Source organism: Enterobacteriaceae bacterium Kacie_13, assembly GCA_013457415.1.
Classification (GTDB): domain Bacteria; phylum Pseudomonadota; class Gammaproteobacteria; order Enterobacterales; family Enterobacteriaceae; genus Rahnella.
Window position 1 is genome coordinate 1,600,357 of sequence record CP045665.1, and the last position, 13,672, is coordinate 1,614,028.

The following is a 13,672-nucleotide window of genomic DNA, read 5'->3' on the forward strand; positions in this document are numbered from 1 at the left end:
CTCCCCCTTTGCAGGGGGAGGAGCAGAATGCTTCTATTTTTAGGAGCTTGCACTCACCCCTACGGGTGCAAAAAATCCGCATGAAACCGCAGGTGATCTTCTATAAATGATGCAATCGTAAAGTAACTGTGATCGTAACCCGGCTGCGCGCGAAGCGTCACTGGCCAGCCACGATGACGGGCGATTTCAGCCAGTCTGGAGGGCTGGAGCTGATCCGCCAGAAACTGATCGCCATCACCCTGATCGATTAGAATCGGGAACGGGGTGTGATCTGCAGGCAAAGAATTCAGCAGGTGGCAGCTGTCATATTGCAGCCACTGACTCTCGTCATCACCCAGATACGCGCTGAAGGCTTTGCGTCCCCACGGGACCTGTGCCGGATTCACGATCGGCGCAAATGCTGAAACTGAACGGAAACGCTGCGGATTACGTAATGCCAGCATCAGCGCACCGTGGCCCCCCATCGAGTGGCCGGAGACCGACTGGCGATCGCTGACCTTGAAATGACCATTGATAAGCGCAGGCAGTTCATCCACCAGATAATCGTACATCCGGTAATGTGCCGCCCACGGTGCCTGAGTGGCATTGAGGTAAAAACCTGCGCCCTGACCGAGATCATAACCGTCGTCGTTGGCGACGTTTTCTCCGCGCGGGCTGGTATCCGGCATCACCAGAACCAAACCGAGTTCAGCTGCGACGCGCTGCGCTCCGGCCTTGGTCGTGAAGTTTTCATCATTACAGGTGAGACCTGACAGCCAGTACAGCACCGGCGGCGGGGTGTCATCTTTCGCCGGGGGCAGATAAATACTGAACGTCATGTTGCAGTTCAGGCTTACCGAAGTATGACGGTAGCGTTGCTGCCAGCCGCCAAACATCCGGTGCTCTTCGAGTAGTTCAATCGAGCTGCTCATCAACACTTTCCTTACTGGTTAAAATGAATATCGGGACGGATGGATTTATTTTCTTGCATCAAATCCACTTCTTCGATGGACAGAGGGTGTTTGAGTATAGGTATCACGCCGTCATTTTGGACGATGATTTGCTCTTTCAGCGCCCGGACGTTGGGACTGAATGCATCACGACGCCAGATAAGCCAGGTGGCAGTATCGGCAAATTCGTCAGGAATTTCGTGGATTTGGACCCGCTCGTGGCCGGGCAGTTGTTCGAGCACAGAGCGCGGTACCATGGCGATCCCTGCGCCGCTGGCAACGCAGGCCATCATGGAGTGATAGGACTGAATCTCCATGGTGTTGGCCACCGGTACGTTCATCTGTTTGATCCACGCTTGTAAACGCTGGCGATAGGAGCAGCTCGGGCGGAAAGCAAAAACGGTGTGGCCGCTGCGGCCTGCGGGCGGTTCGAGCGGTGATTCATCGGGCGGGGTGATCACCACCATGCGTTCGCGATAAGAAATACAGCCGTTGAGATCTTCAAAATCGATCGGGCCATCCACCAGCGCCGCTGCAAGACGACCCGCCCGCACGCTGTCGATGATTTCGCCAGAGGTACCGGTGATCAGTGACAGCGCTACCTGCGGAAACGCCTGATGATAGGCTGCGAGCAGCGAAGGAAGACGCGTCGCGGCTGTGCTCTCCATGGAACCCAGCGCGAAATTCCCGGCCGGTTCGCCCGCATGGGTGATGCTCATTGCTTCATCGCTCAGCGCCAGAATACGCTCGGCGTAATTAAGGAAGTTATGACCCATCGCAGAGAGGCGGATGCGCTGTTTCTCGCGGATAAATAAATCCGTGCCCAGTTCATGCTCGAGCTGGCGCAGACGGGTCGTCAGATTCGACGGCACACGGTGTAACTGCTCTGCCGCGCGCGCAAGCGATCCGGTTTCGGCCACGCAGCAAAACATCCGCAACTGGGTGAGATCGATGATGTGCTCCTGTGTTCTCTTATCGTAAACAACTTGGTTTGTATTATTCAGTTTTCGTAATTGTAACTTTCCTGCATCCTGCCTGACAACTTTCTTTTTCTTGTAGGCACTGTTATCAGTAATCGGCTTTGAGTATGTTTACTCATTGTTTCTATTATGTTGCGTCTCAGTTTCTCGTCTCGGAGCGGTTATGGCTTTTCGTATTGCGCTAAGTGGTTTTCTGGCCTTTGTGGTCGCAATGGGTATCGGGCGCTTTGCCTTTACGCCGCAGGTTCCTTTAATGATAGCTGAACATCAGTTCACGCTGACCGGTGCGGGGTTGGTCGCGGCCTTCAACTATCTCGGCTATCTGTGCGGTGCGTTCGATGCCATGAGGGCGACGAAACATCTCGAGCGCCGCCTGTGGCTGGGTGTATGGGGCGGCGTGGGGCTGACCTTGCTGTCGGCGGTGATTTCCGGCGAAGTACTGCACAGCGTAGTGCGTTTTCTGATCGGCTGGACCAGCGGTTGGGCTATGGTGATGGTCGCGGCATGGTGTAACGAGCGGCTGGCGCATTACGGTCGTCCGGCGATGAGTGCGGCGGTATTTGCCGGACCAGGTGCGGGAATTTTCCTCAGCGGTATGCTGGCGGTAGGCATCCACAGTTTGCAGCTGAGTTCGGCGCAGGCGTGGTGTGTGTATGGCGTACTGGCGCTGATTTTCGTGGCGATCATCACGCCGAATCTCCCACGCAAAGGGGATTTGCATCGCTCGCACATCGCGGCACAACCGCTGGTCATGACGCCTGCCCTGAAACGTTTAGTGTGGAGCTACAGTCTGGCGGGCTTTGGTTATATCCTGCCTGCGACGTTTCTTTCGCAGATGGCCAACGCGCGTTTTCCTGACAGCCTGTTTGCGCAGTTTGTCTGGCCGGTGTTTGGTGGCGCGGCGGTTATTGGCATTGTGATCGGCATTCTGACCCGTCACTGCCTGACCACGCACCGGCGTCTGGCGCTGACGCTGTGGATCCAGGCGCTCGGCATTTTGTGCGCTGAAGTGGTGCCGGGCGTGAGCGGACTGGTGCTCGGCGCATTGCTCACCGGCGGCGGATTCCTCAGCGTGGTGCAACTCGCGTTACAATGCAGCCGCGAGCTGGCGCCCAATCACAGCCGGTATATGGCAGGGTTGCTGACCACCGGCTATGCGGTCGGCCAGTTGTGCGGCCCGGTTTTGTCGGCCATTTCCACCGCGCTGACCCACCGTCTGGAACCTGCGCTGTATGTCGCCTTTGTCGGATTTATTATTGCCGGGGCGTTAGTGTTTCGCCGCAATCAATAACTTGCAGCTATTTCATCCATCATGAAACACAATCACTGGATTCTGTTTCAGCTCTCCACTACAGTAAGCCACCTCACTTTGGCGTGATCTGCGTCAAAGTGATTACATCTGCCGGAGAAGAAAGAATGCCTACCCTGAGTAAAGAAGCCATTTTGGTTCACGAGGCCCTGTTAGCCCGTGGTCTGGAAACCCCTCTGCGTGAAGCTTTGCCTATCGACAATGAAACGCGCAAGCAGCGGATCCAGGAACACATGACCGGTATCATGCAGCTTCTGAATCTGGATCTTTCCGATGACAGTCTGGCGGAAACACCAAACCGCATCGCCAAAATGTATGTCGATGAAATCTTCTCCGGGCTCGATTACGCTAATTTCCCGAAAATCACCGTCATCGAAAATAAGATGAAGGTTGATGAAATGGTGACAGTGCGCGATATCACCCTGACCAGCACCTGCGAGCACCATTTTGTGACCATCGACGGCAAAGCGACCGTGGCGTATATCCCGAAAGATACTGTGATCGGACTGTCGAAAATCAACCGCATTGTGCAGTTCTTCTCGCAGCGTCCGCAGGTTCAGGAGCGTCTGACCCAGCAAATTCTGGTGGCCTTGCAGACCCTGCTCGGTACCACCAACGTGGCCGTATCGATTGACGCCGTGCATTACTGTGTGAAAGCACGCGGCGTGCGTGACGCGACCAGTGCCACCACCACCACATCTCTGGGGGGATTGTTCAAATCGAGCCAGAACACGCGTCAGGAATTCCTGCGCACCGTGCGCCATCCGTCGTAACTAAAGCCGCAGCAGCGTTCGCTGCGTTCGGAGACCCGAATCACTGACATCAGTCAGCTCATCGGGCTCTCCTCGCTGACTGCCTTGCTGCAACTTCATTTACCTGGAGGCTAGCCACTCCGTTTTTCTTCCCTTATTCTTGAATATCTCAATAATCTTAAAAAGGAATGTCAGGGTGCGCTCACGTATTGCCACGCTCGACTTTGCCCGTGGCCTCGCCATTTTTGGCATTCTTCTGCTCAATATCAGCGCCTTTGGGTTACCCAAGGCCGCCTATCTGAATCCGGGCTACTCCGGCACACCTTCCACATCCGATACCTGGACATGGGCGGTGCTCGATGCCGTTGCGCAGGGCAAATTCCTGATGATGTTCGCGATGCTGTTTGGCGGCGGCCTTTATTTACTGCTGCCGCGCGGCAAGCACTGGATCCAAGCGCGGCTGTCGCTGTTGCTTTTTTGCGGATTTCTGCACGCCATTTTTCTCTGGGATGGTGATATTTTGCTGTCCTATGGGCTGATTGGTCTGGTGTGCTGGCGCATGGTGCGGGAAGGGCGCAGCAGTCAGTCGCTGATCTCGACCGGCATAATTTTGTATCTGGTAGGTGTCGCCGTGCTGGCGATGCTTGGCCTGATTTCCTCGCCTTCGCCCGGTTCGTTCTGGCTGCCCGGCCCGGCAGAAATACAGTACGAGCAATTCTGGAAGCTGAAGGGCGGCTGGGAAGCGATTCAAAACCGGCTGGATTTATTGTCCTCCAGCCTGCTGGCAGTCGGTGCGCAATACGGCTGGGAACTGGCAGGGGCGATGTTGATCGGTTCCGGACTGATGCGCAGCGGCTGGCTGAAAGGCGAATTCCGCGAGGCGCATTACCGCAAAGTGGCGGCGGCACTGTTACCGCTTTCATTACTCATTCAAATCCCGGCGATTTATATGCAGTGGAAGACCGGCTGGGACTATCGCTGGAGCGGCTTTCTGTTACAGGCACCACGCGAACTCGGCGCTCTGATGCAGGCGGTCAGCTATCTGGCGCTGTGTTACGGCTTCTGGTCGGTGATTTCGGGTTGGCGCCTCATCCGCTGGGTCTCGCAGGTCGGTCGCATGGCGCTGACCAACTATCTGTTACAGACACTCATCTGCGTCACCTTCTTCAACGTATTCGGCTTCTTTATGCACTTTGACCGATTACAGCTGCTGGCGCTGGTGCCGCTGGTCTGGGCCGGCAATCTGCTGTTCACGCTGCTGTGGTTAAGATATTTCCGGCAGGGGCCGATCGAATGGATTTGGCGCAAACTCACTATCAGAGCCTCTGGCGTTGAACTCAGATCAGCCTGATTTTTGCGCCATCACATCATCCTAAATGATAGATTTGAGATGAACGTTGCATAATTGTATGTAAACGTTTTCTTTCCTGTGACGAGATTCACGCAGGCGTTTCCACAAAATGATTAGGATAGCGGTCGTGCCAGTCAGACCACGACTACTCTAATAAGGAAACGCCATGAGCACTTCACCTCGCTTCTCTTTCTCTGCGTTATTTACCTCCTGGGTGATTAATTTCCGTATTCCTCCTTATCAAAGCCTGGCAGATCACGGAGCGACAAATGGTCACCATTCGTGATGTCGCACGGCTTGCAGGGGTCTCAGTCGCTACGGTTTCCCGGGTTCTGAACAATCCTTCTATCGCCAGTAAAGACGCGCGTGAGCAAGTGTTACGCGCGGTCGAAACCTTAGGTTACCGGCCGAATGCCAATGCGCAGGCGCTAGCGACGCAAAGCAGCGACACCATCGGCGTGGTGGTGATGGATGTCTCCGATCCTTTTTTTGGTGCACTGGTGAAAGCGGTGGATACCGTCGCTCAGCTGCATCAGAAATATGTTTTGATAGGCAATAGCTATCATGTTGCTGAAAAAGAAAGGCACGCCATTGAAGTATTGATTCGTCAGCGCTGTAACGCACTCATCGTGCATTCCAAAGCGCTGGGCGATGACGAGCTCGCGCGATTTATGGATCAGGTTTCCGGCATGGTGCTGATTAACCGCGTCATTCCCGGCTACGAGCACCGCTGTGTCTGGCTGAACAACGTCAGCGGCGCAGAAATGGCCACCCGATTACTGCTGTCGCAGGGGCACCAGCGCATTGGTTATATCGGTTCGAGCCATGCGATAGAGGATGATGTGCAGCGCTATCAGGGCTATGTGCAGGCGATGACGCAGCCAATGACGCGGTCACATCAGACGTATGACGCGCCTCCGTCCATCTGGCGCGCACAGGGTTCGCCGGATTTGCAGGGCGGTGAGGCGGCGATGGTAGAACTGCTGGGGCGCAATCTTCACCTCAGCGCGGTGTTTACCTACAACGATTCGATGGCTGCCGGTGCAATGGCGGTGTTGAAAGAGAACGGAATTAACGTCCCGAATGACTTTTCACTAGTAGGCTTTGATGACATACCGATCGCCCGTTACACCAGTCCGAAAATGACTACGGTGCGCTATCCAATCGTTTCAATGGCGACGCTGGCGACCGAACTGGCGTTAAAAGGCGCAGCAGAACAGTTATCTGAAGGTGTTTCGCACTGTTTTATGCCAACGCTGGTCAGACGGCATTCCGTTGCGCCGTGGCAAAATGTGGCACCCGTCACTTATTGATCAAATACCGCGATGTAACCGTTTTCAATCTGTGAGAACTTTCACAGTTTATTAACATCGCGGCCATTATGATTCATTCGTTTTCGACATGATTCACTTTGTGTCCGGCTTACCGGACTGGTTTCACAGCGAGACAGGACGTTATAGGTCAAGGATGGCAGGCACCCCACACATGACGTGGAGCTGTACTGCTCCCACATGGATTTCCGGTGCCAAATTCTGTAACACCCTACATAACCGGAGATACAAATGAATAAGAAGGTCTTCACCCTGGCGACTCTGGCTGCAAGCATGATGTTTGGTTTTGCTGCGCACGCTGCTGATACTAAAATCGGCGTTACTATTTACAAATATGACGATAACTTCATGTCCGAAGTGCGCAAAGCCATCGAAAAAGATGCAAAAGCGACGCCGGACGTACAGCTGCTGATGAATGACTCGCAAAACAGTCAGTCCACCCAGAACGATCAGGTAGACGTCATGCTGGCGAAGGGTGTGAAAGCGCTGGCCATCAACCTGGTTGACCCGGCTGCTGCACCGGTCATCATTGAGAAAGCCCGCGGTGCTGGCATTCCTGTTGTTTTCTATAACAAAGAACCTTCCCGTAAAGATCTGGACAGCTACGACAAAGCCTATTACGTCGGTACTGACTCTAAAGAGTCCGGCATTATCCAGGGTGAGCTGATTGCTAAACACTGGAAAGCGACACCGGCCTGGGACCTGAACAAAGACGGCGTGATCCAATACGTGCTTATCAAAGGCGAACCGGGCCACCCGGATGCTGAAGCGCGTACCAAATACGTCATCAGCACTCTGAACGGCAAAGAAGGCCTGAAAACTGATCAGCTGCAACTTGATACCGCTATGTGGGATACCGCACAGGCGAAAGACAAGATGGATGCCTGGTTGTCTGGCCCGAACGCTAACAAAATCGAAGTGGTTATTGCCAACAACGACGCGATGGCAATGGGTGCAGTCGAAGCGCTGAAATCTCATAACAAATCCAGCATTCCTGTGTTCGGTGTGGATGCCCTGTCAGAAGCGCTGGCGCTGGTGAAATCTGGCGCAATGGCCGGTACCGTGCTTAACGATGCCAACAATCAGGCGAAAGCGACCTTTGATTTGGCAAGAAATCTGGCGGCCGGTAAACCAGCGGCTGAAGGCACCAACTGGAAACTGGAAAATAAAGTCGTTCGTATTCCTTACGTCGCGGTTGATAAAGACAATCTGTCCTCCTTCGTGAAATAAGTAAACGACAAAAGCAGTAAAGACAGACAGCAATACAAAAACAAAGCTAAGCAGTGGCATAAATAATTGCGGTTAAGCCGTAAATAAAGACTAAGTGTTATTAGACGTTAATGCTTATCTGACAGGACGTCATGTCGCCCTGCCGGTGGTGAAAGTAATTACCGCCGGCAGGGCTGACATCAGGTATTAATACACCCGTTTATTTTTATCTTTAGCCAGGTACAACTATGGCCGATAATTCGTTATCTGACACAACACAAAAGCCGGACGAATTCCTGCTGGAAATGAGTGGTATCAATAAGTCATTTCCTGGAGTCAGGGCGTTGGATAATGTGAATTTAAAAGTACGCCCAAGCTCTATTCATGCCCTGATGGGTGAGAATGGTGCCGGTAAATCCACATTATTAAAATGTCTTTTCGGGATATACAGTAAAGACTCCGGTACGATTCTTTTTCAGGGACAGGAAGTAAATTTTAAAAGTTCGAAAGAAGCGCTCGAAAAGGGCGTGTCGATGGTGCATCAGGAATTAAACCTGGTGTTGCAACGTACCGTCATGGACAACATGTGGCTGGGACGTTACCCGACGAAAGGCATTTTTGTCGATCAGGACAAAATGTACAAAGACACTAAAGCGATTTTTGACGAACTGGACATTGATATCGACCCGCGTGATAAGGTCGGTAAGTTGTCGGTTTCGCAGATGCAGATGATCGAAATCGCCAAGGCATTTTCCTACAATGCAAAAATCGTCATCATGGACGAACCTACTTCCTCGCTGACGGAAAAAGAGGTGAACCACCTGTTCACTATCATCCGTAAGCTGAAAGACCGTGGCTGCGGAATCGTGTATATCTCTCATAAGATGGAAGAAATTTTCCAGCTTTGTGATGAAATCACGATTCTTCGCGACGGCCAGTGGATTATCACGCAGCCGCTGGAAGGCCTCGACATGGATAAAATTATCTCCATGATGGTCGGCCGTTCCCTGAGCCAGCGATTCCCGGATCGTCTGAATGTGCCGGGTGAAGTGATCCTCGAAGTACGTAATCTGACCTCGCTGCGTCAGCCTTCGATCCGTGATATTTCTTTTGATTTACACAAAGGTGAAATTCTTGGGATCGCCGGTCTGGTGGGCGCGAAACGTACTGATATTGTCGAAACGCTGTTTGGTATTCGCGAGAAAGTCGCCGGTACCATTAAACTGCACGGCAAAAAAATTAATAACCACAGTGCTAACGAAGCGATTAATCACGGGTTTGCGCTGGTGACGGAAGAACGACGTTCAACCGGTATTTATGCGTATCTGGATATTGGTTTCAACTCGCTGATTTCAAATATTCGTCAATATAAAAATAAAGTCGGCCTGCTCGATACGGCCAGAATGAAAAGCGACACCCAATGGGTGATCGATTCCATGCGGGTAAAAACGCCGGGGCATAAAACCAGTATTGGTTCCTTGTCGGGCGGTAATCAGCAGAAAGTCATTATCGGGCGCTGGTTATTAACCAAACCGGAAATATTGATGCTGGACGAACCGACGCGCGGGATCGACGTTGGGGCGAAATTTGAAATTTACCAGTTAATCACCGAGTTGGCGAAAAGAGAAAAGGGGATCATTATTATCTCCTCTGAAATGCCAGAGTTGCTGGGTATTACTGACAGAATATTGGTTATGAGTAATGGACAGGTTGCGGGTATTGTTGACACCAAAAGTACATCGCAGAACGAAATTTTACGCCTGGCTTCCTTGCATCTCTAATTTTTAAGGGTTCTTATTATGAAAGCATTAAATAAGAAAAGTTTGCTCACTTATTTAAAAGAGGGCGGGATTTATGTGGTGTTGCTGGTATTACTGGCAATTATTATTATCCAGGATCCCAGCTTCCTCAGTCTGGTTAACTTAAGTAACATTCTGACTCAATCCTCAGTGCGCGTTATTATTGCACTGGGCGTCGCGGGTCTGATTGTCACGCAGGGGACTGACCTGTCAGCCGGACGTCAGGTTGGTCTGGCCGCGGTTGTCGCGGCTACCATGCTGCAGGCGATGGACAACGTGAACAAGGTGTTCCCGAATCTGGAAGTTGTGCCGATCCCGCTGGTTATTCTGACCGTGTGTATCGTTGGCGCACTGATTGGTTTACTCAACGGTATTATTATTGCCTATCTGAACGTCACCCCTTTTATTACCACGCTGGGTACGATGATTATCGTTTACGGGATTAACTCCCTGTATTACGACTATGTGGGTTCATCGCCGGTCGCCGGTTTTGATCCGGGCTTCTCGCAGTTTGCACAGGGCTTTATCCACCTGGGCGGCCTGAAGCTTTCCTACATCACCTTCTACGCCGTTATTGCTATCGCCTTCGTCTGGGTGCTGTGGAATAAAACCCGCTTCGGTAAAAACATCTTCGCCATCGGCGGCAACCCGGAAGCAGCAAAAGTGTCAGGCGTTAACGTGCCGTTAAACCTGATCATGATTTATGCGTTGTCCGGTGTGTTCTACGCGTTCGGTGGTTTGCTGGAAGCAGGGCGTATAGGCAGTGCGACCAACAACCTCGGCTTTATGTACGAGTTAGATGCTATCGCGGCCTGTGTGGTCGGCGGCGTGTCCTTCGCCGGCGGTGTGGGCTCTGTGGCAGGCGTGGTGACCGGTGTGCTTATCTTTACCGTCATCAACTACGGCCTGACCTACATCGGTGTTAACCCGTACTGGCAGTACATTATCAAGGGGAGCATCATCATCTTCGCGGTGGCGCTGGACTCTTTGAAATACGCTAAGAAGAAATAAGTTTTTAGGTAGTGAAAGAAAAGGCCGCTTATGCGGCCTTTTTGCGTTTGAGAAGAAGGACTGGATTTTACTCCCTTGCCTACGAAGGGGAGGGAGTAAAACCTATCACTGCTGGAACGGATTTTTGCCCACCGGCTTCACTGGCTGAGGTTTTGCCGTCGGTTCAACATCTTTTGTTTCATCCTGCGCTGCGTCACTGGCTTCCTGTTCTGCCTTCACTCTGGCGGCTTCGTCAGCTGCGGCTTTATCGGCAGCGGCCTTTTCTGCTGCGGCTTTATCAGCCGCCGCTTTGGCTTCTGCGGCTTTCTTTTCGGCTTCAAGTTGTTGTTGTAACGCCAGCACCTGCTCCGGAGTGACAGCAGGGTAGCCCTGAGCATCATCGGGAACGTTGTGGATGGCCGGGATAGGGATCAGCGGACCCAGGAAGCGCGGCTCGCGTTTGAGCAAATAGAGATCCGTCAGCGCACCGAGGCGAGCGAAGATTTCACGGCTGCGAACGCTGAGCATGTTCTTTGGCGATGGCACGGCGAAACACTGCGCCTGAATACCCATATGCAACGCAATAAACAGCGCGCGCTCGCAGTGGAAACGCTGGGTGATAATGATGAAATCGTTAGTGTCGAAAACTTTACGGGTGCGCACGATCGAATCGAGGGTGCGGAAACCGGCGTAGTCGAGCACGATGTCGCTGGCAGGAATACCGGCTGCGATAAGATCGCGTCGCATGGTGCTGGGTTCATTGTAACTTTGCTGCGCGTTGTCGCCGCTTAACAGCAGATATTTCACTTTGCCGCTATTGTAGGCGTTGATCGCGCCCTGGATCCTGTAGAGGTAATACTGATTGATGACGCCGGTGCGGTAATATTTTGAGGTGCCCAGCACCACGCCGACCTGACGGTGTGGCAGCGATTGCACTTCGTCGTAGATGTATGGCTGCGTGCGCAAACTGATCCACTGATCAAGCCCAATAGCGACTGCCAGCATCAGAATAACGATGCCGGTAACGCCAGCTATAATTCGCTTAATCATAGGTGTCCCTGTTTATGACCGGATGGAAATCGGATCCAAGGCTACTTTACCTGTCAGGGTGACGCAATACGTTGAACTCTGCATCACCGGCCTTCGCGGGTTTTTTCAGCACTTTTCATGGAATTACTTACCTAAATGCGTAGCGGGCTGCATTTTTCGCCAAAAAAAGACCAATGCATAATGCATTGGTCTGGATCATAGCCCGTCTTTGTTTACATCAGAATGACGTGCGTTTATACGTCCGGTATTGCGGTGCCCAGAAGTTGTGTTCGATAGCTTTCGACAAAGTATCTTCCGACGTTACCATCGCCACACCCTGCAGCTGCGCAGCCTTGGCGACTTCCATCGCGATGCATTTTGACACCCCTTGTATATCATCGACGTCCGGCAGCAATGAACCTGTGCCTTCGGTTGCCAGCGGCGAACATTCTGCCAGCGTGCGGCTGGCGGCCATCAGCATTCCGTCGGTGACGCGTGTGGCACCGGAGGCAATCACGCCGAGGCCAATCCCCGGGAAGATGAAAGAGTTATTACACTGCGCGATAGGGTACAGCTTGCCTTTGAGACTGACCGGCGAGAACGGGCTGCCGGTGGCGACCAGCGCGGCGCCGTCGGTCCAGTTCAGGATATCCGCAGGCGTAGCTTCAACACGTGAAGTCGGGTTGCTCAGTGGCATGACTACCGGTCGCGCACAGTGCTTGTGCATCTCGCGGATGATCTCTTCGGTGAACAGACCCGGCTGGCCGGATACGCCGATCAGCACGGTTGGCTTAGCGTGACGGACCACATCCAGCAGAGAAATGCTGTCGTTTGCCAGATCCCAGTGAGCCAGCGCGCTGCTTTTTTGAGTCAGCTTGCTTTGGAAATCCAGCAGGTTTGGCAGTTTGTCGGTCAGCAGACCGAAGCGATCGACCATAAAGACGCGTCCGCGAGCTTCTTCTTCACTCAGACCTTCGGATTTCATTTGCGCGACGATTTGCTCGGCGATACCGCAACCGGCGGAACCGGCACCGAGGAAGGCGACAGTCTGATCGCTCAGCTTGCCCCCTGCGGCTTTACTGGCGGCAATCAGACTGCCCAGCGCCACGGACGCCGTGCCCTGAATATCGTCGTTGAAGCAGCACAGCTCATCGCGATAGCGGGTGAGGATCGGCATTGCATTTTTTTGTGCGAAATCTTCGAACTGTAACAGCACGTTTGGCCAGCGAATTTTCACCGCCTGAATGAACTGATCGACGAATGCGTCGTACTCTTCGCCGGTAATACGCGGATGACGCCAGCCCATGTAGAGCGGGTCATTAAGCAGTTGCGGGTTGTTGGTCCCGGCATCGAGCACCACCGGAAGGGTATACGCCGGGCTGATGCCGCCACAAGCGGTGTACAGCGAAAGCTTACCAATAGGAATACCCATGCCACCAATGCCCTGATCGCCAAGGCCTAAAATACGCTCTCCGTCAGTCACCACGACTACTTTCACATGCTGTTTTGTGGCGTTCTGCAACATATCGTCGATGTGCGCGCGGTTCGGGTAGGAGATAAACAGGCCACGGGCGCGGCGGTAAATATCAGAGAAATGCTCGCAGGCCTCGCCGACGGTCGGGGTGTAAATCACCGGCATCATTTCACTCAGATGACTGTCCAGCAGACGGTAAAACAGCGTCTCGTTGGTGTCCTGAATATTGCGCAGATAGATGTGCTTATCGATGTCGGTTTTGAAATTTTGGAACTGGCGATAGGCGCGATCGGCCTGTTCTTCAATCGTTTCAACGGCCTCAGGCAGCAGGCCATGAAGGTTGAAGTTACTGCGCTCTTCTTCGGTGAACGCGCTGCCTTTATTGAGTAAAGGGAATTCTAACAGGATAGGGCCGGCATGCGGGATATACAGCGGACGTTTGCTTTCGTATTCAAGTTCCATGATTTTACTCTTCCGGGGGCTCAGAATGGTGTTTTTTATTTTTTAGAGACATGAGGG

General features: G+C 52.8%; 10 protein-coding genes and 1 pseudogene. 7 read left to right on the forward strand and 4 right to left on the reverse strand.

Annotated features, from left to right (window positions below; genetic code table 11):
* Positions 1-59 precede the first annotated feature (59 nt).
* Together fghA and GE278_07315 are read right to left on the reverse strand one after the other, a co-directional pair.
* Positions 60-911, reverse strand: a complete 852-nt coding sequence (fghA, locus tag GE278_07310) for an S-formylglutathione hydrolase (protein ID QLK60579.1) — start codon at positions 909-911, stop codon at positions 60-62.
* 110 nt (positions 912-1,021) lie between these two features.
* Positions 1,022-1,882: pseudogene (locus GE278_07315) on the reverse strand (LysR family transcriptional regulator).
* Positions 1,883-2,072: 190 nt separating this feature from the next.
* Here GE278_07315 and GE278_07320 point away from each other — a divergent pair.
* From GE278_07320 to mglC, 7 genes are all read left to right on the forward strand, one after another.
* The gene (locus GE278_07320; protein ID QLK60580.1) at positions 2,073-3,200 is read left to right on the forward strand and encodes a YbfB/YjiJ family MFS transporter; all 1,128 of its coding nucleotides are present in this window, start codon (positions 2,073-2,075) and stop codon (positions 3,198-3,200) included.
* 125 nt (positions 3,201-3,325) lie between these two features.
* Entirely contained in the window at positions 3,326-3,991 is a 666-nt protein-coding gene (gene folE / locus GE278_07325) for a GTP cyclohydrolase I FolE (GenBank protein ID QLK60581.1), read from the forward strand.
* Between the two features lie 175 nt (positions 3,992-4,166).
* Positions 4,167-5,321: a DUF418 domain-containing protein gene (locus tag GE278_07330; protein ID QLK60582.1), complete on the forward strand. Its 1,155-nt coding sequence runs from the start codon at positions 4,167-4,169 to the stop codon at positions 5,319-5,321.
* Between the two features lie 269 nt (positions 5,322-5,590).
* Positions 5,591-6,634, forward strand: a complete 1,044-nt coding sequence (galS, locus tag GE278_07335) for an HTH-type transcriptional regulator GalS (protein QLK60583.1) — start codon at positions 5,591-5,593, stop codon at positions 6,632-6,634.
* 249 nt (positions 6,635-6,883) lie between these two features.
* Entirely contained in the window at positions 6,884-7,882 is a 999-nt protein-coding gene (gene mglB, locus GE278_07340) for a galactose/glucose ABC transporter substrate-binding protein MglB (protein QLK60584.1), read from the forward strand.
* Between the two features lie 227 nt (positions 7,883-8,109).
* Positions 8,110-9,642 (forward strand): galactose/methyl galactoside ABC transporter ATP-binding protein MglA, encoded by a 1,533-nt coding sequence (mglA, locus tag GE278_07345; GenBank protein ID QLK60585.1) that lies wholly within the window; start codon positions 8,110-8,112, stop codon positions 9,640-9,642.
* A gap of 18 nt (positions 9,643-9,660) precedes the next feature.
* A complete protein-coding gene (mglC, locus tag GE278_07350; GenBank protein QLK60586.1) occupies positions 9,661-10,671 on the forward strand; it encodes a galactose/methyl galactoside ABC transporter permease MglC in 1,011 nt (336 codons plus the stop codon).
* Positions 10,672-10,776: 105 nt separating this feature from the next.
* On the opposite strand, the gene sanA is transcribed toward mglC, so the two are convergent.
* The gene (sanA, locus tag GE278_07355; protein ID QLK60587.1) at positions 10,777-11,700 is read right to left on the reverse strand and encodes an outer membrane permeability protein SanA; all 924 of its coding nucleotides are present in this window, start codon (positions 11,698-11,700) and stop codon (positions 10,777-10,779) included.
* Positions 11,701-11,917: 217 nt separating this feature from the next.
* Complete coding sequence (gene maeA, locus GE278_07360; GenBank protein QLK60588.1) at positions 11,918-13,615, reverse strand: oxaloacetate-decarboxylating malate dehydrogenase; 1,698 nt, start codon at positions 13,613-13,615, stop codon at positions 11,918-11,920.
* Positions 13,616-13,672: the final 57 nt, after the last annotated feature.

What these genes read in the sequence shown, in the direction of transcription:
- fghA (QLK60579.1), bottom strand. Translation starts at nt 911, where the DNA reads ATGAGCAGCTCGATTGAACTACTCGAAGAGCACCGGATGTTTGGCGGC.
- GE278_07320 (QLK60580.1), top strand. Translation starts at nt 2,073, where the DNA reads ATGGCTTTTCGTATTGCGCTAAGTGGTTTTCTGGCCTTTGTGGTCGCA.
- folE (QLK60581.1), top strand. Translation starts at nt 3,326, where the DNA reads ATGCCTACCCTGAGTAAAGAAGCCATTTTGGTTCACGAGGCCCTGTTA.
- galS (QLK60583.1), top strand. Translation starts at nt 5,591, where the DNA reads ATGGTCACCATTCGTGATGTCGCACGGCTTGCAGGGGTCTCAGTCGCT.
- mglB (QLK60584.1), top strand. Translation starts at nt 6,884, where the DNA reads ATGAATAAGAAGGTCTTCACCCTGGCGACTCTGGCTGCAAGCATGATG.
- mglA (QLK60585.1), top strand. Translation starts at nt 8,110, where the DNA reads ATGGCCGATAATTCGTTATCTGACACAACACAAAAGCCGGACGAATTC.
- mglC (QLK60586.1), top strand. Translation starts at nt 9,661, where the DNA reads ATGAAAGCATTAAATAAGAAAAGTTTGCTCACTTATTTAAAAGAGGGC.
- sanA (QLK60587.1), bottom strand. Translation starts at nt 11,700, where the DNA reads ATGATTAAGCGAATTATAGCTGGCGTTACCGGCATCGTTATTCTGATG.
- maeA (QLK60588.1), bottom strand. Translation starts at nt 13,615, where the DNA reads ATGGAACTTGAATACGAAAGCAAACGTCCGCTGTATATCCCGCATGCC.